This is a genomic window from Arthrobacter tumbae (genome assembly GCF_016907495.1).
Classification (GTDB): domain Bacteria; phylum Actinomycetota; class Actinomycetes; order Actinomycetales; family Micrococcaceae; genus Arthrobacter_D; species Arthrobacter_D tumbae.
Map to the genome: position 1 here is coordinate 1,461,747 of NZ_JAFBCC010000001.1, position 17,837 is coordinate 1,479,583.

The following is a 17,837-nucleotide window of genomic DNA, read 5'->3' on the forward strand; positions in this document are numbered from 1 at the left end:
CGGTGGCTTTTAGCCAGCGACGGTCTGACCGATTACGTGCCGGATGAACTAGTGAAAGAAACCGTTGCCGCCGGCCTCGATCCGCAGGCCACTGTGGACGCACTGATCGCCCTCTCCGAGCAGTGCGACAGCCGCGACAACATCACGGCCGTCATCTGCGATCTGGTGCAGGGCCCCTCAAGAGCTGAAGTTGCAGTGGGCGGGGCAGCGCTGGAAATCTATGGTCAGCTCCCGGCTCCGGGCACTCGTTACTGAACCTTGAGCAGAGGCGCAACAGATCACTGAAGACTGCTGAATCGCTCCGATTTCTGACCTGCCGATGATCAGTGTGGTGCTCGATTGAGGTGGCTTGTGTCGTTGAGGTTGACGATGTGGCGATCGTGGGAGAAGTCGTCTTCTCTGAGCCGGGTTATTCCTCCGGGCGTGGTGGAGAACATCGCATACCCTGCGCGATCAATGGGTACCTGGATCCAGGCGGCGAGGAGGTAGGTCAGGGTTCCGCCATGGGTAACGATGACTGAGTGGTCAGTCTCAGCCTGCTGCACACGATCGAGTGCCCGGTAGACGCGGGTAGCCCACTCACGACGGGTTTCCGTTCCAGGAGTGCCAGGGTGATGGTCCATTCGCTGAGCATCAGTGGAAGGTGCCAGAAAGACTGTGCTCCCGGGTGTAGTTCCCTCAGCTTCGCCGTAGGATCGCTCTCGCAAATCCTCATCTATGATGGCCTCGACACCGAGCGCCCGCGCGATCGGTGCTGCGGTCTGTCGGGCGCGACGAAGGTCGGACGTTGCAAGATGCACCGTGGGCCGCTCGGGCAGGAGCTCCACCAGACGTTGGGCGATTCGTTCTGCATCTCGGGTTCCCTGCGCCGTGAGTGAGGAGTCGTACCAGCCGCCGACTACGTTCTCGGTGATGTGCGTGGCCTCGGGATGAGTAACGATGTAGATCTCGCGCATATATGGACCATAACGGGCGAACTGTTTCGATGGACTTAGGCGACAGCCTCGTTGATAGCGGCGTGAAGGTGCATGTCGTGCCACCCGTCGTCGTGCCTCATGGCGCTCCGCTTGGTCCCCTCTTGCGCGAAACCTGATTTGTCGGCGACGCGGCAGGAAGCCTGATTGCGGACTGAGTGGGTGAGTTGGAGGCGTTTGAGGCCGACAATATCGAACGCCCATCTTCTCAGCGCTGTGACCGCTAGTGGCGCCACGCCGTTACCCCGCGCCGAGGGTAGGACCCAGTAGCCGAGTTCCGCGTCGCCTTCGAAGAGGTTGACCAGGCTCAGTGCCACCCGCCCGACCACTTTTCGTTCGCTTTTGCACACGGCCCAGTTTGCGCCGGTCTCTTTCTGCCATCGGGCCGGCCAGCGGTGGATCCATTCCAGGGCTTCGGTTTCGGTCTCGATCACCCGCCGGTTGAAGCGGGCAATCTCCGGATCGGTGTATGCCTCGATCACCGCTGCAACGTCTGCATCAGCCCAGGGGCGAAGGAGCAGACCGTCGACGGCTAGGGTCGGCTGTTCCGTCTGGTTCAGGGTTCGTGGTGGTAGGTAAGGTCCAAGTGTGGGCATGCAGGTTCCTCACGTTTCGTACTGCCATGTCGTTTCGGGCGGTAGGTCTGGGGTTGGCCAGGAAGGGTCGGGCTGGAACTGCGCGTAGCCGGCGTTGAACGGGTAATCCCGCGCCTGGAAGGCTGCGATGGCTTGCTCGGCTGCGCGGTGAATCCGCTCATGCAGGGAATCATCGATCACGCCGGCTTCCCGGGCGGCAGCCAGTTCGTCTTCGTCCTTGTATTTGTATCGGGTGCCGGACGCGACGACGTCGAGGATCAGATCGCTACTCTCGATGCCGTTCGCTGTTCGAAGGTACGGCTGCTCAATGTTGATGTAGTAAGTGTCCCGGACCCCGGGTTCTGTCTCGAAGAACCACACGGAGTACATGGTGTCCGGTTGAAAGACGGCCAGAACCCCGGAACCAGACCAGTTACGTACCGCCTGGGCTCGTGGGGAGGTGAACCTGGCAGCCCCATCCGCTGTGCGGATGTCAGCACCGCCCTCAAGGACGTGGTGCAGCATCCGGGTTCCTGGGGCGAGCCACACCACGAGGCCTTCCTCGCCGTCGTCCACCACGGTCACCGGCCGACAATCAATCAGATCCGGGAAATCAGGGTCCCTGTAGGACCACATAATGACCTCCCCGCGTTTCCATCGGGGCGAGCGGGGAGGGTGGTGAACAAGCCACTTCTCCTCGAGAGCTTCCATCACATCGATTTTGTGATGCCTGGCCAGGAGCAGAAGATGGGCGAGAACGTCAGCGACTTCCGCTCGTACGCCATCTCTGAGCTCTTCGACGGATCTCCCTTTGCTTCGCGCCTGCCCACGTTCCATCAGATACGCCTGGGTCAGCTCACCAAGTTCTTCCTGCAGCTTCAGCGTGAACCAATCCGCAGTTCGTTTTATACCGTTTCGCGCAGCGTACGCCACCGACACCTCATCAAGAAGGTCGCTTAGGGTGTCGAGGTTCATCCTCCCAACCTAGATCAGGTCAGGCCCCTGTCGAACGGCTTCGCGGGCAATCATTGCACCAATACGTTCACCGAATCCCGCTGCAAGAACGTGCGCATTGCGCAACGGGAGCCACCAGCAAGTCCAAGGGAGGTTTCCCTGCCGGTGGACGGGTCGGATTCTCCGGCAACCCACCGCTCTGACTCATCTGCGTCGGTCATTCTCATCTCGAAGTAATGCCGCACGGCTATTTCATTTCGGGTGGGTCGCAAGTCATATCGTTGGACGCCGACGCTAGAAAGGATTTGCCCGGGTCGGTCAGTTTCCTCGTGGAGTTCCCGCACGGCGGCTCGTTCCGGTGACTCGCCCGGTTTGATCGACCCGGCGGGGACCTGCACTCCGGTGACGGTCAGCGGCACGTTGTTATGCGTGAACACAAGGAGGTGATTGTTGTGCAGGACGTAACAGACGGCCTTCTCGACTTCCCGTGCCATCGCCCCATTGTGTGAAGTCATCGCCCGAACCTTGCCACGTAGTGCCACACCTTCTTCAACAGTTGGGGATCGTGGGTGCCTTCCCGACGTGCGCGACCGATGAGTTCAGGGGTGAGTGCGCTGTCCTCTGCGACCCGCTCTGCCAGCCGCACGATGTGCACTCCTCGATAGTCGGGGTGTTGACGGATGACGGCGAGACTGACTCGGTAGCCTGGATGCCATTCCAAGGGGCAGTCGAGGTTTTGGGCTGCGGTGTCAATTGCAGTGCCGCGGTACGAAGGATCTAGAACCAGCGCCTCCACGTCGCGGGAGACGATGACTGGTCCATGGACGTGGGCTTCGATGTAGTGATCGAGCGGATCGTCGGTGGGCGGGACGGCCGCCATTTCAAGTAACCCGAACCTATCTGCAGTTGCGAAGTTGTCCGGTTGGAAGACGCTGTCCGGGTAGCAGAACGTGGCCCGCTCAAGCACTTCGCGGCGCAACCTGAAATAGCAGGCCCCGAACCGGGGTGCGGCACCATACGAATCATGATGGTGGTTCAGCGCCCCGTATTTGGGACGGCTCGCTGGGCGAAGGGTGTCGTAGACGCCGGCGAACATGCGCTGCTCCCAAGCGAACCGTTCGCCGCCGGGATGAGCGGTCTGCCCTCCGTTGCTGACGCCGGTTTCGAATTGAGAGAGGTACATGCCCGATGCCACAAGTCCATCTAGAACTGAAATGCCGTCTACCAGGTAGAGATCCGGTTGAAAGTGGAGATTGACGCGCGCGTTCAGGGCTAGTGCTGCTCCTCCCGATAGCTCACGGATGTATGCAAGGACCGAGGAGATGTATTCCGAATCCTTCTGATCGGGTGCCTCCTGTAATGGATCATCATGTCCGCTGGTCACAGGTGCTCCGATGTGATCGTGGGTCTGGCCGCGTTTATAGCCGGTGAACGAGTAATTCATCCGCCGGCTTGAATCCGGCCCGCCTATAAAAGTCTATTGAGTCGGCAGTGGGCGACAAGGTGATGCGGGCAGCGCCGATAGAACGAGGGTACGTAATCGCCGCTCGAAGTAAGGAGCTGCCTATGCCCTCGTCCCTGTTACCGGGCAGGACGAACGCGTTGCTGAGGTACACCCAGCAAGAGGCTTCCTGGCCGGGTTTAGGCATCCGCTGGAACACTTGCAGATTCACCATGCCAATGAGTTCACCTTCCTCCTCGGCAATGAATATGGTTCGAGGATTGCTGTGCAACCACTGCTGGAAGGACTCAAGGAATCTCACGTCAGGTGATACACGATGCTGCGCGTTACTGGCCCACGTAGCACGAAGCGCAGCAACACCATACAAGTCATTTTCGCGGTAGCGGCGGGTAGTTGCCATCCGACCACGCTATCGCGGCTCGTCCGACGCATCGCCAGAAGATTAGCGCGAGAACGGGCATCCAGTTCACGATAAGTTCGGTGCATGTGGGAATCAGATGCATCGCACTACTCAGAAGTTAAGGCCGCCGAAATCGCGCTGCTGTCCTCAGCCGTGCGTAACAACTCGGATAACGTGTCCTCTTTACTTTCTGATGATTTCGCGGAGATTGGCCGTTCAGGTCGTCGCTGGAGCTATCTAGAAACGGTGGCGGCTTTGCAAGGCGAGCAACCACGTCCGGTACCCAAGACTTCAGAGTGGCTGTTCAACCGGATCAGTCCAGAGCTCGTTCTCGTCAACTACCGAATTCATGGCACTGATCACGACAGTCGGCACTCATCATTATGGGAGATTGCGGGACCGGTAATGCGGTTTCATCAGGGCACGATCATTCCGACTGACTGATCGCTGCGTTCAGAATCGTGTAGTCAACTTCCCGAAACCACCCGGTGAGCGTTCCTCCGCTATGACGTTCCGTGCCAATGGATGACATGCAGCGGGCCTTCTTCTGCCGTCGGAGGCTCGAACGCGTCGAAGTACTCGGCCGCTGTTTCCTCGCTGAGCTTCACTTCGTTCGGCGTAGCGCCGTTCCTGACCCGCACGCGGTCGAGAACAACGTTTCGTGGGGTGGCAAGGTAGATCGTCTCCGGTGTCACTCCCAAGCGGCTCAGCAGATGCCGGTAGTCGTCCCTCATCGCCCGCGACCAGAACGAGTAGTCGAGGACAATGTTTGTGCCCTTATTCAAGTGGCTGACCAACTGTTTTCGCAGTTCGTTCTCTATAGCGAGAGCCATGTCGGCTGGAAGCGGTTGAGTCCTATGCCCGCGACTCCATGCCTCTTCATCGATCGACAGTCGAATGAAGCCCTCGTCCTCTAGTTGCTTGGCAAAGGTCGATTTGCCGGACCCTGCCGGGCCACACATGAACACAACGCGACTCACGTTCTTGATGATACTGACCTAAGAAACCGCACACGCCAGGTTGTCCGATGGAGGATCGGTTGCAAGACATCGCCAGAGCGGTCGGAACACGCCGACGTTGGTCGCCTCGCTTCCCGTGCCCGTTTGCTCCGTTTCAGTACCCACGTTTACGTACCCCGGTCGGGACCGTGGCCCTTATCGGCGTTCGAGGATGTCAAGTTGCATCGGATCCGGTCGCGCTAGCAGCGAAGCGAGGGAGCTGGTGCCCTGTGTAGTGGCAGGAGGCGCAGTAGTCGTTCAGCGATTTTTCACCCTTGTTTGCTCGACCCATCGGGTGAAGCGGTCGAGGTCATGCGACCACCAGATTGTGAGCCCATTTCCGGCAGCACCAGGCGGTGCCAGGAGCGTTTTCCTGTCTTGAGGATCGACCCCGGCCGGATTTCTATGGCAGCTTCTGGTTCCGTGAGCTTCGAGCCATTTAGTTTGACGCCGCCCTAGGTAATGAGCCGCCGTCGTTCGCTGTTGCTTTGGTGCGGTAGCGCTGCCCTCACCAATTCTAAAACGGTGAGGTGCGCATGCGGAATTTGCACCGCTTCCATATCCGGGTGCTCCCGTTCAGAGAAGACCCGAATGAAATCCCGACGGCAGGAGGAAGCTACGTCCGGGCCGTGGTAACGACTCACAACACCCTCTGCCATGAACAATTTGGCGTCGCGGGCAGCGGTACCTCCGATTGTTGCTGCCACTTCGAGCTCCTGAACCCGATCTATCGGCAGGTCGGTGTAGACGGCGGCGAACCTACCAACGAGACCATCAGTAAGAGACATCAACTTCCCGAACTTGTTTTCCGGGCTATCCCGCAACGCGACGTAGTTACTGAGCGACTTGGACTGTTTCGGACCTCCGTCGAGCCCTGGAGTGATGGTCGTCGTGATGACAACTTGCGGCTTCGCCCCGAGTCGCTGTTGGAAGTGTCGCCCCATTGACTCGTTGAACAACTGATCCGACCCCACAATGGTGAGATCACTGTCCATCGCGAAGCTGTCGTAACCCTGCAAAACCGGGTAGGTCAGTTCGTGCAACGCGATTTCGCGGCCTTCCGCGACGCGCTCCCGAAACATGTCCCTGGCCATTAGCTGAGCATGTGTCACCATGCTGCATAACGACAGCAGCGCGGCAACGTCCATGCTGTCGAACCACTCAGAATTGCGGCGAACCTCGAATACGGTGGGCGAGGTGTCGAGCACCAAGGACACCTGGTCCAGGAACGCGGCCGCGTTCGCATCGATCTCTTCGGTTGTCAGGATCGGTCGGGTTTCAGACTTCCCGGTCGGATCCCCGATCCGCGTTGTCAGGTCTCCGAGCAGGAACACCACACGGTGTCCTGCATCTTGAAGACGTCGCATCATCCATAAATTTACTGCGTGACCGATGTGGAGGTCCGGAGCTGTGCAGTCCACTCCGAACTTGATGCGCAGCTGCCGACCCGAGTCCAGCAACTCGACGAGATCTGATTCGCCGATGATGGTCTCGGTGGTCCGCTTGAGCGCTTGAAGTATTTCAGATGCTGTTGCCATAGGGCAGTTCCTCTCAGTATTGCGAGAAGAGCCGACATGCCCGGAACCTCCCGCGACGGGAAATAAGAAAGGCAAGAACCGATGTGGTTCTTGCCTCAGGCTCTTGGTGAAGGTGATGTGGGATCTACAAGACGCCGGCTCCAACCAGAGCCGGTCGATACATGAACGATTTCCGCATCACGAGAGTGAACCTAGCAGTAAATTCCTCTGCTGCCTATGTGGCGCCGCCACAGCACTACACCTCATCGAAGCTGGTGAGACCCCTGCCCATGGAACGCTTGCCCAGATCCTGACCGCTGAACCCGCCCGCGCCGTATTTGACGGCACACCGCCCGCCGGTGACGGCCTGACCACAGCGGGATGCTGTCGCATCAATGTGTCTCATATCGGCTATTCTCAACAGCGCATGAAGAGGCCTTTGATGAGTTTGAGGAGCATGCGGGTGGGAAAGTATCGGTTATGCCAGGGTCAGCACCTTGGATCAGAACGCGGACCTACAGCACGCAGCACTTACTGCGGCCGGATATTCACCGATCACGGAGTGAGTGGAACGATGGCCAGCCGGCCCGAGCTCGACAAGCTACTCGACCACTTGCGGGATGGTGACGTGGTTGTGGTCTGGAAGCTGGATTAATTAGGGCGCAACACCCGTAACCTGTTGGCCCTCATCGATGACTTGGAACATCGGGGCGTGCACTTCCGCAGCGTCACAGAAGGCATTAGCACAACCGGGCCGACGGGTAGGGCCATGCTCACTGTGATGTCGGCGTTCGCCCAGCTCGAGCGTGACCAGCTGGCCGAGCGAACCAGAGCGGGCATGGCTGCAGCCGCTCAGCACGGGCGGAAAGCCGGACGACAAGAAGTCACCATCTCTCACCCGAAGGTCAAACGTGCCCGCGACCTAAAGCACAGGGCTCACGCCAGCCGACATAGGAAAGATCATCGGCACCAGCCGCGCCACTGTGTATCGCTACCTCAGTATCGGAACCAGCGAGTCGTTCTGGCGAGGACCGGCACCACACAGCAAGTGGCGGAGACATTCAGGGTTTCCCGCACCACGCTCTACGGACATCAGCTGAGGGAGGGCAGAGAACAGTTCGCTAGAGAGCCGATCACGGTAAATTGTGGTCGCGCCCGCCCGCCCAGGTCACAGCGGCGGCTCGGAGCTCGTCAACGAATTCGCGCTTATGATCCTGATATCCCAGCATGCTCATTTCAGATGCGGTTGCTGCACTCAATTTGACCTGTCCGTAACGTTTCGCCCACGTCGGATGCATGCGAAGGAAGTCACGAACTGCAAGGTTGCTTTCCCACAGCTCTCCGCCGTAGGGTACGACGCTCGCGTTGAATGCGTTGATACCTCGCTTGCGCCAAAAGTGCCGGCCCGGACGTCGGCCATCTTCACCCAGATACTCGTACCCTAGCCCCCTCAGACCGACGACAGCTGTGCCCGGATCGCTGTCCTTACGGGCACCGATCAGGATGTCCACGATCGGCTTAGCCAGGAGCCCGAGCACTGCTGTGCTTCCAAAATGCTCTATCCCAAGCGCATAAACGCCGAGCGCTGCATTAATTCTTGCCGCCTCACTTTGATACAGCACAGCCCAACCGTCGTCGTGCGGCGTGACCTCCACCCATCGCTCCTCGGCACTCACATCACCGGCGTGGGACATCAGCCGAGGCGGTTCCACAAATCATGATTGGTGCAAAATTGCGCCACTTCGTCTAGTTCCACAACAGCTTTTTCAGCAGTCGTGGAGACGGCACCGGACACCCACCAACTAGCGCCGGGCAGGCCGGCTGACAGATAGGCCCTCGTGCCTGGCTCGTGGGACTGCTGCGCATCGCGCGGCTGGGCAACCACCTCGCCGTGGGCTGGCTCCCAGAGACGAACCATCCCGCCTTCTTCACCAAGAATGAGTGCGTCATACCAGCGGAATACCACCGCTTCGGTTCCCTCAGGTGTGGCAGCAACGGCTACCAAGTTGCCGGGTGAGACACGTTCAGTTCGTGGTGATGGGAAAGGATCTGCAAAACCTACTGAAGAGATCTCGCCCTCGTTCAGGATTTGGCAAGAGTCCTCCTGTACCCGGAGGACGACGCCCAGGTGGAGCCTCGAAGAATCAGGAAGCAGCTTAGTCTCCACAATCATGCGCCGAGTCTACGGGCCAGCCCGGATAGGCAGCAGAAACCGGGAGAGGCGATATCCCGCAACTGCTACTCAAACCAGTTGATTAAGTGCGGGACGGCAGAGGTTCTGCCGACGTGACGAAGGAGAAGAACAACGATGAAACGAAATCTTTACAGGCTCCGTGTGGGCTACTCACCGAACGGCGCGTTTGTGCACGATTATGACCGGGTTGGCGACTATCCGAAGCTTGAAGCGGCGCAGGAAGCTGTAGGCCCAGGGCTTCATTGGTACTGGCTTGAAGAGCGGAATGTGTGGCGCACTGACCTCGGTTATGAAGAGGCGGCAGAGATTGAGAAGCTGCTCGGTGTTGTGCGGTCGATGGCCGTCACTGTCACGTCGATGTGAACCTGCGATAGGTCAGTACATTTGCACTGTCCGCGAGCCGTTTGGCTGGTGAGACGAAGTGGATTAACGAGGTGCCCAGGACTTCTCCGCAGCGGCCACGACATCCGTCAGAGGAAGGTGCCGGGATCGGCTAAGCGTCCACTCGCGAGCCATCTTGAGCTGGTTGGCGACTCCGGAGTCATGGACGTCAAAGAGAAACTGGTGTCCCAGCCCGCAGATCAGTTCATCAATCGGCCGAGAGATTGACCTGAAATCGCGCACGTTCTGTTGGACGACCTTCTCATGCGACTGATATCTGCGCTCTTGGGCTTTTCTAGGGCCTCCAAAGGAGCGTTCAGCCGAATAATCCCTTAGAAACGGGCATCGATTTGCCGAGCCGCCGTCTCCGTGTCCTTCAGCTCAGGATCAAGGCTGAACCGCATCTGACCGAATGCCAACAGATAGATGATGCCGGAATCGATGAGAGGCGTCTCATCGCTGGCTTGAGCCCGTACCCGATGAGCTTGCCCATACGGCTCCTCTAGGTCGATTTGTCCCAAGACTGTCCCGCAACCTACTAATCAGTCACGAAAGGATGCTCCTACTTAGGAGACAGGGTAACAAGACGTAAAGGGAGTAGCAGTGCCGGGGGAGTGGTGTTGTCTCGTCCTGGTGTGTTGCAACCCTAGACTTGCAAGACAAATGAATGTTGCAGACGCCGGACCTTCAACTTGCGCCTTCTCGGTAGGTCTCACGGGGATCGGTGCGCCAGTGATCCTGCGAGCTTCGACTGTTTGCATGGAGGCCCGAGGAGCGTACGGAGCAGGGACAGTAAGCAGCCCGTTTCGGGCGGGTTAGGCTCAACCCACCATTCGCGACCAGATAGTTCGATGAGATCGCTCGAGCAGTAGAACTTGAATGCGGTTCAGGAAATTCGGACTGTCGACGCGCCGGTGCTAGGTCCGATTCTGTGAGTCTGTGTACCGGAAGAAGTAGAACCTGTCGAACTTCTTGGGGTCCCTCGTCATGGCCGGCACCGATGCGATTCCTATGTCGCCAGGGAGGACGACAGGATCTCCCGTTTGGGAGGAGCGGGCGAGCACCGGTCGGCTCGCGATGCCATCCCAGTACCTAACTTCGACCATTCGCAGTGGGTGTGGGGTCGCGTTGTGAACCGAAATCTTGTACTGGAAGGGAATGTTCATCCCATTCCCACGAACCTAAAGTGACTTGTCACAAGTCGAGCCTCTTCTGTTCGGGTGCGCGCCTTGCCGACACACCACCTGACGAAGCCGACGACAACCACCAGCACGGCAACTGCAAGTGCGAGCAATCCAACGCCGTCGGTGAACACAAGCTGCCGGAGGAAATCGCTGGTCGATTCCAAGCTGCTCGGTCGAGAGCGGGGTCCAAGAGCTACCAAATGGGGCACCCGCTTACGATAGCGCGACCAGCATGAGGCCGCTCGCGACGGGCCGACTCACGAGCTATCCGGTGATCATGAAGGTAGATCCCTCACGTGCGACCCATAATGCACTTGAGGCAACACCGGAAGCTAGTTGCATCGTGCAGCTCTGGAGTAGGCATGGGCTTGCAGTGATACTGACTGAGTGAGCGAATTGCGAGGGATGTTCGGCCTGAGTAGCGATTTCATGGTCGCTGGGGCGCTGCAGCTGGAAGAGGATGGCTCCTATGTACTTGAGCTGGACGATTTCATTTTTCAGCCGGAGCAGTTGGATATGACGAAACCGAATGTAGTGACGCAGAGTGGTGATCCGGCCAAGATAGTCGCTGATTTCGTCCCGCGGGACATAATCGGCACGCTTGACGACAAACGGCCTGTAACCCTCTTCGGCGCTCTGATGCAGGGTTCAATGCTCCTGTTCTCTTCAATAAAGCAGAGCTTCCGGGGTTCGATGACTCTCATCGGGGCTCACCTGCGTGGTGAACGTGATCTTGTTGGTGGCATCAGGTGGACTTGGCTATTACCTGCGATGGTGAAGTTCGAAAGTGGGGAATCCCCGGATTCGGTTGTGGGTTCTATCCCAGGAGAACTCAAAGCATGGAGACACGAGCGAGGAATGGGTTTCCAGTTCACTGCAGCGAGAGCGACACCACTTCAAACGCTGCGCAACGAAGTACAGCACTCCAGCGGCCAACTCCTCGGGTTGTGGACCGCCCAGAAGGTTCCTGGAGTCGCTCACACCGAAGTGCTGATTGAGGAACGCTGGCACCTCTTGACCGTTCAAAGTGACGATTCCGCTCCCCTTGCTCGTGGCACCTTCATGCCCGTTCAAGATCTCTCTCAGTCCATGTTCGCTGCCTGGATACCTCTCGCTCACAAAGTGGAGCCGTTTCCCTACATACTCAACGGCCTTTCGAAAACCCTTCAACTCGACGCGCAAGTCTTAGCGACGGGGCTGGAAGGTCTTCACCGGCGCTTATATGAGCCGCGGGTTCGGTTCAACGAAGTCAGTTCACGGGCCGTTGAGCGTGCATCGCGTGAAGCTCGGCACGCAGGTGTGAAGGCGCTGCTTCAAGAAGGATTCACTGACGAGGAACGCGCGCACACCGTGTTTAGCGAGACATTGCGACACCTCAACCAAATCACGTACCAGGACCGAGTACTAGAACTGCTCGAGCGCGTTCACGAGATCGTTCCTAGCCTTTTCGGCCCCGATCTGCGGCAGTGGGTGGGGATGGTGAAGAAAATTCGGAACCATCAGAGCCATCAACTGGTCATTAGATTTGATGAGCCATCCTTTGCCATCTACTACGTGGCAGTCGAAAGCTGCCGTTGGGCCATGGTTCTGAGGATTCTCCTGGAACTAAGCCCTGAGTATGATTTCGAGGCGAAACTCGCGCGCTCCGATAGGTTTTCTTACGCACTGGCGAACATCGACCGTGAAGAGCTATGGGAAGGCTTCTCCGCGCTCTCTGATTTCCGCGCCCGTCAGAAGCAGTGAGACTAGCCGGCCGCTACCCGACCCGGCATTGTTTAGGCGGACGAACGGAATCACCAAGCGAAAGCGGCGTCAGACCCACCCGAGAAGGTGTCCGTTGAGGGATCGTCATAGTCGTGTTGTATGCACGGGTACGGGAACCCACCTAGCAGAACTGTCTCGAACTTTTGTCTTGTATCCCATGGGTTGCAAGACGTCAGGTGCATTCATGTAGTCCAGTTCAGAAGGCCGCCGGCGTCGGTTGAATGCATGCAGCGGAAATCTGTGAGTCGGTGATCCCGCGTGGGATCACTGCGAAGTTGAGCTAGGCACGATCGCTGAAAACTCCCAAATCACAGATGAGGGCGCCTCGTTCACCACTTCAGCAAGGGGCATTTCTGGAGCGGTATTTTGTACCTGACCGCTCGAATTGTGTCAGTTCTGTATGTCCGGTGCTGGGAGGTTGCGCAAGGCGAAGTCTCGGCTCTGTGACTTGGACAGATCACGAGTGCTCAGATCGTCAGTCGCGTAATCCGGTAGTGGTGCTCGTGGCGGAAGCTTCTCCATGAGTTCAGGGGTCAGCGTGGGGGCAGCGACTAAGTGCAACATCGTCGATGCTACTCAGCAGACGATTCACCCGAATACTGCGCTGCCCCATCGAGCAAACACCGTGAATAGGGGCGTAGTGAACAGAGCGAAGGCGAGCAGATTCACGACAACGCTGTTCCAGAAAGCAAAGCGAAAGCTCGCCTTGCGCGTCTTGTGGCGAAGCACCTGCTGAGCGACGATACCGCCCGGCCACCCACCGACGGCATCTAACAGGAGCAGCGCCTTCTCCGAAGTCCGCCACCCCCCGGAGACTGCGGCGGCCTTGTCCGCCGCATACAGGAGAAAGCAGAGGCCGCTTGCTAACAGGTACAGTGCTGGGACCCACAGCGGGATGGGCCACATGGCGTTGACAAGCAAGTAGGCGATGACGAAGCCGAGGATTGCGAGATAAGCCAGGGTGCCCGGTCTGCGCCGAGCTCCTGCTCCAGGCGTTCGCCGAATCGGGGACGTTAGCGCTGGTGCATGGACAACCGGCTGCACGCGCGTTGCGCGTTGTTTTCCGTCTCGGGAGAGCTCAACCTCAAATGTGAGGGCCTCGCCCAGCTGAGGTCGGCGTGCCCGAGGCGGGAACGCTGAGATATGCACGAACGTTTTTTGGGAAGTGTCCGTTCGGGAGATGAACCCAAAACCGCGGTCGTCGTTCCACGAAGTCAGCGTTCCAGATATCCGCTCGGTCCCGATCCCCATTTTCTACATGTTACCGATCGATGTTAGAGCGGCATGCGTGCCACCAGTACAGACACCGGTTTTGCCTTCAGGTTTTCTTGGCGCACCAGTGCGGATTGTGATCCGATTCGGCGTCCGTCAGGTGAGGGAAATGACGTCGTAGGTATGGCCTGCCGCGCGCAGCCTCTCAACCAGGACGTCGCCGAGGGCGGTCGCCGGGGTCAGTGATCCTGCAGCGGGCGGCAGGCGGTCGCCGTCGAGGGCGAGTGAGAGTGCTGTCTCCCCGGCCATTACGGCGGTGGCGGCGTATCCTGGGTCGCCGGGCCCGGCTGCGATGGCCCGGTACCGCAGGCCGCTTGCTGTGGAAGCAGTTACCTGGGACCGGAACCAGCCTGAGCGCCTCGCGGCCTCGCTCGGGCCCGCACCGGGAGGCGGAAGGACTCGGTCCAGTAGTTTCCTCGTGAGCGGTAGGGCCAGTGCGGCTCCGAACACCCGTAGTCCGAGCGCCGTCGCTCCGGCGATGACGGCGCCGGCGGCTCCCCGCCCCATACACATCACCTCGCCGTACCGCAGGGACCGACCGTACGCCCAACCCTGCAGGGCATTGCTGCGACGCACGATCCGCGTGTTCACCGACGCCATGATGAAGGGAGCGGTCCACGGGCCGCCCTCCGCGCGGCCGACCCATCCCAGGTCCGCCGGCTGCGGGGTCGAGGGCTCCGCCGTCCGGTCCGGACTGAGGGAGTAGGGATCGCCGGCGAGGAAACGCAGTACAGGGTCCGATCGCATTCCGTCGAGCTGCCCACGCATCGACTCGATGGTGCCGCCGCTGAAGCCACCCTTGGCCCTGGCGACGAGCTGCACCTCGGTCAGTCCGCCCGCGCCGTCGGCCTCCGCGGCGCGGTGCAGGAGGAGCACTGCAAGGTCCGACGGGACGGAGTCGTAGCCGCACGCATGGACGATCCGTGCGCCGGTAGTCCTTGCCAGGGTGTCACAACGGTCGATGGCTTCACGGACGAAGGACACCTCGCCCGTCAGGTCCCCGTAGTGGGTGCCGGCGCGGGCACAAGCCTCGACGACAGGCAGTCCGTACTTCGCGTAGGGACCCACCGTGGTGAAGAGAACCCTGGTGCCCGCGGCCAACGCAGCGAGCGAGTCAGGGTTTTTGGACAGTGTCTTATGACCGTGCTGTCCTATTCTGGTTAGGACGAGAGCAGTTGCAGTTCGTTGAAGGAGCGACCCGATTTCATCCGAACTTGAACTAGTTGTTGGAGATGCTGAGTACGACGATGTCATGGCTATCTGTCGGTTCGGCGAGGCGCACGTTCGGTCTCACTACGCGCCGCTGATCGGCGTGGATGCTGCGGATGACCAGGTTCGCAGGTGGTGGAACGATGCGCACATCGCCGCGGCTGCGGGCAAGGGCCTGATCGTCGTCGCCGAGGTGGACGGCCAGGTCGTCGGTGTTGGACAGCGCGGCCGGAGCGGAGACAACCATGTGATCTACAAGCTGTACGTGCATCCCCAGCATCGCGGTCGTGGGCTGGGGCCTCAGTTACTTGACGCACTCACTAAGCGGCTGCCCCCGGAGGCCGAAAAGCTGTATATCGAACACTTCGCAGCCAACGACCGCGCCGGCGCGTTCTATGAACGCGAGGGCTTCACCGTGGAACGGGTCGAACCAAGTCCGACAGATGATTCTGCACTCGAGATCGTGTGGCGTGTCCGTGATCTGGTTCATTGAAGTAAACATTCGATAGACGAGGGTCCATCTCGGGGTAGACGAGCCGCGCCCGCACCCGGCGGTGCGGAACGGCTGCCAGCGGAAAGAAGACCGACGTCGCAGTGCGAGATCAAGAAGCGCGTTAGGCTCCCGTTATGCCCCTCGTGAGTTCTTCCATTGACACTGCTGCTGGACGGGTATCGCACAGCTGGTCTATGGCCGTGCCCGCAGCACGCCTCTGGTGGGGCCTCACTGATCCTGAAGCATTGCCCCGATGGCTGGGGATATTGACCTCTGGCAGGCTCGTCACCGGCAATGTCGTGACGATTGAGCACGCTGAGAACTACTCCTGCACCAGCCGCATTCAGGAGTGCCGCCCGGGACAGCTCTTGAGCATGACCTGGAAGTTCCCGGACGAAGCGAACTCACATGTGCGGATTGCACTCTCTCCAGCTGGTGAGACAACCTCCTTGGAGCTCGAGCACGAAGAGTTGGGGCGCGAGGCGGTCAATTACTTGCCCGGTTGGCACACGCACCTTCTATACCTAGAAGCGCTGCTCCTCGAGCAACCGCGTCCGATGGACGAGTTCTGGTCCACATATGAGTCATTTGCCCAGTCGTAGAACCGCCGGGCTTAGGGGCCAGCGGTGAAGGGGTCTGCCAGCTCGACGGTCTGACCCATTGGGTCTTTGACCACGTAGCTCCAGTAACCGACCCAGAAGGGTTCAGGGCGAAGGGCGGCGATTCCCGCTTCCTGCACCCGAGCAACAGTGCTCAGGAACGACTGGGGTGATAGCGGGATGCTCCACGACGCGCGGGCACGCCTTGGGTTGGGGTCGATACCTAACCCAAACACCCAGCCAGGCTGGAAAGCCCACTCGTGGTCACCCGTCGCGTCGGGGTCATAACCGATGGAGAACTGGACAGTGTCTCCAACTAGGTAGGCGATGTCACCTTCCTCGTCCCAGATCTGGTCAAGCCGCAACAATTCTGAGTAGAACCGGCGGGACGCGGCGATGTTGTTACTGCGGGTGTAGAGGAAGAACGCGGGGCTCGACATCCGGACAGTTTACGTGTGCCGAGTATTCGAAAGCCCGAAAATTCTCCGCGACCCTACCTCCAGTCTATGGAGAACCTTGCGCCTACTCGCCTCGCCTGCGTCTCGAAAAACAACAGCTTTCCAAGACACACCGCCAAAGTTCGTGGCGGGCTTCACGCGCCCCGGAAATACAGGGCAGTCCGCGTCTCGAAAACCTATCTCACCGTATTTCGTCTCACCTGCGCCGTTGATGGAGGTTTCTGAGTCAGAATGACGGTATGAGGCATCTCGGATACACCCGCGTCAGCACATCAACCCAAGATGCGCAGCTGCAGCTCTACGCACTCATTGCGGCCGGCGCGCATAAGCGTGACATCTTCTCCGATGTCACCTCAGGCAGCAGAGCTGCGATCGAGCGGCCCGGGATGAAGAAGCTCCTTGAATACGCCGATGAAGGAGACACCATCATTGTGTGGCGCGTCGACAGACTCGGTCGATCACTCATCGATGTCCTGAACACGGTCAACTTGCTCCGTGAACGAGGAATCCTCATCCGGTCCCTCTCGGACGGGATAGACCCGGCAACCTCGACCGGTCGTCTGATGTTGAATATGCTTGCCACCCTCGCGGAGTATGAGCGGGAGCTCATCACCGAACGGGTCAACGCCGGCATCGCAGCTGCCAAGCAGAACGGCACCCGATTCGGGCGTCCGCTTTCAGATTCAAAGGTGGTCGCCGACAAGCTAGCCATCGCAGCTGACGCACGAGCCAAGGGGCGAACCGCAGAAGAAGCCGCACGACTCGTTGGCTGGAGCCGCGCCACCCTATACCGGCACCAGCAAGCCCTCGTGATCAGCGAAACCCCGACGAACCATGCGTGATCCAGCCGCCGCCTATGGGCCTGGGTTTAGAGTCGAGATGAACGTCGTACACGCGACCAGATGGGAAAGCGATGTCGGTTGATCAGTATTTGGATGCTCCTGCTGAAACTCCTTTCAAGCTCGGGCTACATCATGTCCAACTCGCCCTGCCGCCTGGCGGTGAGGACGATTGCCGAAAGTTTTACGTAGGCGTTCTTGGTCTGACTGAAGTGGAGAAGCCTCCGGTCCTTGCTGCACGGGGTGGCTTATGGGTGAGGGCGGACAGCCTTGAGATTCATTTGGGCGTAGAGGAAGACTTCAGGCCGCAGAGGAAAGCTCACCCGGGAATCCTTGTTCAGGACCTGGACGCTCTGGCAGGCCGAGTTGAGGAACATGATTTGGTACCTGAATGGGATGACAACTTTCCCGGCATGCGACGCTTCTATCTGCTGGACAATAACGGCAACAGGCTGGAATTTCTCTCCCCAAAGCCGTAAGCGCCGATTCGAGCGATCGATTGGCTCTACTTCCTTACGCGAAGCTGACGTCAAAAGATCGATGAGTCAGCTCGGGTAGGGTTCT

General features: G+C 59.2%; 24 protein-coding genes and 1 pseudogene. 10 read left to right on the forward strand and 15 right to left on the reverse strand.

Features of this window, described 5'->3' with window-relative positions; genetic code table 11:
• The first annotated feature begins 51 nt into the window (after nucleotides 1-51).
• Nucleotides 52-255: a hypothetical protein gene (locus JOD47_RS06945; protein ID WP_204533173.1), complete on the forward strand. Its 204-nt coding sequence runs from the start codon at nucleotides 52-54 to the stop codon at nucleotides 253-255.
• A gap of 68 nt (nucleotides 256-323) precedes the next feature.
• Here the strand turns inward: JOD47_RS06945 and JOD47_RS06950 are convergent, their stop codons facing one another.
• The 3 genes from JOD47_RS06950 to JOD47_RS06960 are packed head-to-tail and all read right to left on the reverse strand — an operon-like array spanning nucleotide 324 to nucleotide 2,185.
• Nucleotides 324-956, reverse strand: coding sequence for a histidine phosphatase family protein (locus JOD47_RS06950; RefSeq protein ID WP_204533175.1), 633 nt, complete (start codon nucleotides 954-956; stop codon nucleotides 324-326).
• Between the two features lie 35 nt (nucleotides 957-991).
• The gene (locus tag JOD47_RS06955) at nucleotides 992-1,570 is read right to left on the reverse strand and encodes a GNAT family N-acetyltransferase (protein ID WP_204533177.1); all 579 of its coding nucleotides are present in this window, start codon (nucleotides 1,568-1,570) and stop codon (nucleotides 992-994) included.
• A gap of 9 nt (nucleotides 1,571-1,579) precedes the next feature.
• Complete coding sequence (locus JOD47_RS06960; protein WP_204533179.1) at nucleotides 1,580-2,185, reverse strand: DUF402 domain-containing protein; 606 nt, start codon at nucleotides 2,183-2,185, stop codon at nucleotides 1,580-1,582.
• Between the two features lie 42 nt (nucleotides 2,186-2,227).
• On the opposite strand from JOD47_RS06960, the gene JOD47_RS06965 reads away from it, so the two are divergent.
• Nucleotides 2,228-2,509: a hypothetical protein gene (locus JOD47_RS06965; RefSeq protein ID WP_204533181.1), complete on the forward strand. Its 282-nt coding sequence runs from the start codon at nucleotides 2,228-2,230 to the stop codon at nucleotides 2,507-2,509.
• 65 nt (nucleotides 2,510-2,574) lie between these two features.
• Here JOD47_RS06965 and JOD47_RS06970 read toward each other — a convergent pair whose 3' ends face one another.
• The 3 genes from JOD47_RS06970 to JOD47_RS06980 are packed head-to-tail and all read right to left on the reverse strand — an operon-like array spanning nucleotide 2,575 to nucleotide 4,365.
• The gene (locus JOD47_RS06970) at nucleotides 2,575-3,018 is read right to left on the reverse strand and encodes an NUDIX domain-containing protein (RefSeq protein WP_204533183.1); all 444 of its coding nucleotides are present in this window, start codon (nucleotides 3,016-3,018) and stop codon (nucleotides 2,575-2,577) included.
• Nucleotides 3,015-3,887 (reverse strand): DUF3626 domain-containing protein, encoded by an 873-nt coding sequence (locus tag JOD47_RS06975; RefSeq protein WP_307836218.1) that lies wholly within the window; start codon nucleotides 3,885-3,887, stop codon nucleotides 3,015-3,017. Before JOD47_RS06975 ends, JOD47_RS06970 begins: the two co-directional genes overlap by 4 nt.
• A gap of 34 nt (nucleotides 3,888-3,921) precedes the next feature.
• Nucleotides 3,922-4,365: a GNAT family N-acetyltransferase gene (locus JOD47_RS06980; RefSeq protein ID WP_204533185.1), complete on the reverse strand. Its 444-nt coding sequence runs from the start codon at nucleotides 4,363-4,365 to the stop codon at nucleotides 3,922-3,924.
• Between the two features lie 84 nt (nucleotides 4,366-4,449).
• On the opposite strand from JOD47_RS06980, the gene JOD47_RS06985 reads away from it, so the two are divergent.
• A complete protein-coding gene (locus tag JOD47_RS06985; RefSeq protein WP_204533186.1) occupies nucleotides 4,450-4,809 on the forward strand; it encodes a nuclear transport factor 2 family protein in 360 nt (119 codons plus the stop codon).
• 59 nt (nucleotides 4,810-4,868) lie between these two features.
• Here JOD47_RS06985 and JOD47_RS06990 read toward each other — a convergent pair whose 3' ends face one another.
• The 3 genes from JOD47_RS06990 to JOD47_RS07000 all read right to left on the reverse strand — a co-directional run bounded on the left by JOD47_RS06990 (nucleotide 4,869) and on the right by JOD47_RS07000 (nucleotide 7,286).
• Nucleotides 4,869-5,345 carry a P-loop nucleotide/nucleoside kinase family protein gene (locus JOD47_RS06990; RefSeq protein WP_307836219.1) on the reverse strand — a complete coding sequence of 159 codons (477 nt, stop codon included), beginning with the start codon at nucleotides 5,343-5,345 and terminating at the stop codon, nucleotides 4,869-4,871.
• A 473-nt stretch (nucleotides 5,346-5,818) separates the two neighbouring features.
• Nucleotides 5,819-6,901 carry a tyrosine--tRNA ligase gene (gene tyrS, locus JOD47_RS06995; RefSeq protein WP_204533187.1) on the reverse strand — a complete coding sequence of 361 codons (1,083 nt, stop codon included), beginning with the start codon at nucleotides 6,899-6,901 and terminating at the stop codon, nucleotides 5,819-5,821.
• A 235-nt stretch (nucleotides 6,902-7,136) separates the two neighbouring features.
• Complete coding sequence (locus JOD47_RS07000) at nucleotides 7,137-7,286, reverse strand: hypothetical protein (protein WP_204533188.1); 150 nt, start codon at nucleotides 7,284-7,286, stop codon at nucleotides 7,137-7,139.
• Between JOD47_RS07000 and JOD47_RS17940 the strand changes: the two are divergent.
• Nucleotides 7,278-7,685 (forward strand): annotated as a pseudogene (locus JOD47_RS17940) (recombinase family protein); the annotation flags it as partial. The gene JOD47_RS07000 and the pseudogene JOD47_RS17940 overlap by 9 nt on opposite strands.
• Before the next feature lie 328 nt (nucleotides 7,686-8,013).
• Here the strand turns inward: JOD47_RS17940 and JOD47_RS07010 are convergent.
• Both JOD47_RS07010 and JOD47_RS07015 read right to left on the reverse strand, forming a co-directional pair.
• Nucleotides 8,014-8,535 carry a GrpB family protein gene (locus tag JOD47_RS07010; RefSeq protein WP_204533190.1) on the reverse strand — a complete coding sequence of 174 codons (522 nt, stop codon included), beginning with the start codon at nucleotides 8,533-8,535 and terminating at the stop codon, nucleotides 8,014-8,016.
• Nucleotides 8,536-8,573: 38 nt separating this feature from the next.
• Entirely contained in the window at nucleotides 8,574-9,053 is a 480-nt protein-coding gene (locus tag JOD47_RS07015) for a hypothetical protein (protein ID WP_204533191.1), read from the reverse strand.
• A gap of 135 nt (nucleotides 9,054-9,188) precedes the next feature.
• On the opposite strand from JOD47_RS07015, the gene JOD47_RS07020 reads away from it, so the two are divergent.
• Nucleotides 9,189-9,437 (forward strand): hypothetical protein, encoded by a 249-nt coding sequence (locus JOD47_RS07020; RefSeq protein WP_204533192.1) that lies wholly within the window; start codon nucleotides 9,189-9,191, stop codon nucleotides 9,435-9,437.
• A gap of 350 nt (nucleotides 9,438-9,787) precedes the next feature.
• On the opposite strand, the gene JOD47_RS07025 is transcribed toward JOD47_RS07020, so the two are convergent.
• On the reverse strand, nucleotides 9,788-9,976 hold the full coding sequence (locus JOD47_RS07025; RefSeq protein WP_204533193.1) for a hypothetical protein: 189 nt from the start codon (nucleotides 9,974-9,976) through the stop codon (nucleotides 9,788-9,790).
• A 1,050-nt stretch (nucleotides 9,977-11,026) separates the two neighbouring features.
• On the opposite strand from JOD47_RS07025, the gene JOD47_RS07030 reads away from it, so the two are divergent.
• On the forward strand, nucleotides 11,027-12,382 hold the full coding sequence (locus JOD47_RS07030; RefSeq protein ID WP_204533194.1) for a HEPN domain-containing protein: 1,356 nt from the start codon (nucleotides 11,027-11,029) through the stop codon (nucleotides 12,380-12,382).
• Between the two features lie 609 nt (nucleotides 12,383-12,991).
• Here the strand turns inward: JOD47_RS07030 and JOD47_RS07035 are convergent.
• Both JOD47_RS07035 and JOD47_RS07040 read right to left on the reverse strand, forming a co-directional pair.
• Nucleotides 12,992-13,654 carry a DUF1294 domain-containing protein gene (locus JOD47_RS07035; protein ID WP_204533195.1) on the reverse strand — a complete coding sequence of 221 codons (663 nt, stop codon included), beginning with the start codon at nucleotides 13,652-13,654 and terminating at the stop codon, nucleotides 12,992-12,994.
• 117 nt (nucleotides 13,655-13,771) lie between these two features.
• Entirely contained in the window at nucleotides 13,772-14,776 is a 1,005-nt protein-coding gene (locus tag JOD47_RS07040) for a saccharopine dehydrogenase family protein (RefSeq protein WP_239548037.1), read from the reverse strand.
• 100 nt (nucleotides 14,777-14,876) lie between these two features.
• Between JOD47_RS07040 and JOD47_RS07045 the strand changes: the two genes are divergently transcribed.
• The gene (locus JOD47_RS07045) at nucleotides 14,877-15,377 is read left to right on the forward strand and encodes a GNAT family N-acetyltransferase (RefSeq protein ID WP_372432843.1); all 501 of its coding nucleotides are present in this window, start codon (nucleotides 14,877-14,879) and stop codon (nucleotides 15,375-15,377) included.
• Nucleotides 15,378-15,511: 134 nt separating this feature from the next.
• The gene (locus tag JOD47_RS07050; protein ID WP_204533198.1) at nucleotides 15,512-15,979 is read left to right on the forward strand and encodes an SRPBCC domain-containing protein; all 468 of its coding nucleotides are present in this window, start codon (nucleotides 15,512-15,514) and stop codon (nucleotides 15,977-15,979) included.
• A gap of 11 nt (nucleotides 15,980-15,990) precedes the next feature.
• Here the strand turns inward: JOD47_RS07050 and JOD47_RS07055 are convergent, their stop codons facing one another.
• On the reverse strand, nucleotides 15,991-16,416 hold the full coding sequence (locus JOD47_RS07055; protein WP_204533200.1) for a VOC family protein: 426 nt from the start codon (nucleotides 16,414-16,416) through the stop codon (nucleotides 15,991-15,993).
• Nucleotides 16,417-16,673: 257 nt separating this feature from the next.
• Here JOD47_RS07055 and JOD47_RS07060 point away from each other — a divergent pair, with 257 nt between their 5' ends.
• Together JOD47_RS07060 and JOD47_RS07065 are read left to right on the forward strand one after the other, a co-directional pair.
• Nucleotides 16,674-17,276: a recombinase family protein gene (locus tag JOD47_RS07060; RefSeq protein ID WP_204533201.1), complete on the forward strand. Its 603-nt coding sequence runs from the start codon at nucleotides 16,674-16,676 to the stop codon at nucleotides 17,274-17,276.
• A 71-nt stretch (nucleotides 17,277-17,347) separates the two neighbouring features.
• Nucleotides 17,348-17,752, forward strand: coding sequence for a VOC family protein (locus JOD47_RS07065; protein WP_204533202.1), 405 nt, complete (start codon nucleotides 17,348-17,350; stop codon nucleotides 17,750-17,752).
• Nucleotides 17,753-17,837 lie beyond the last annotated feature (85 nt).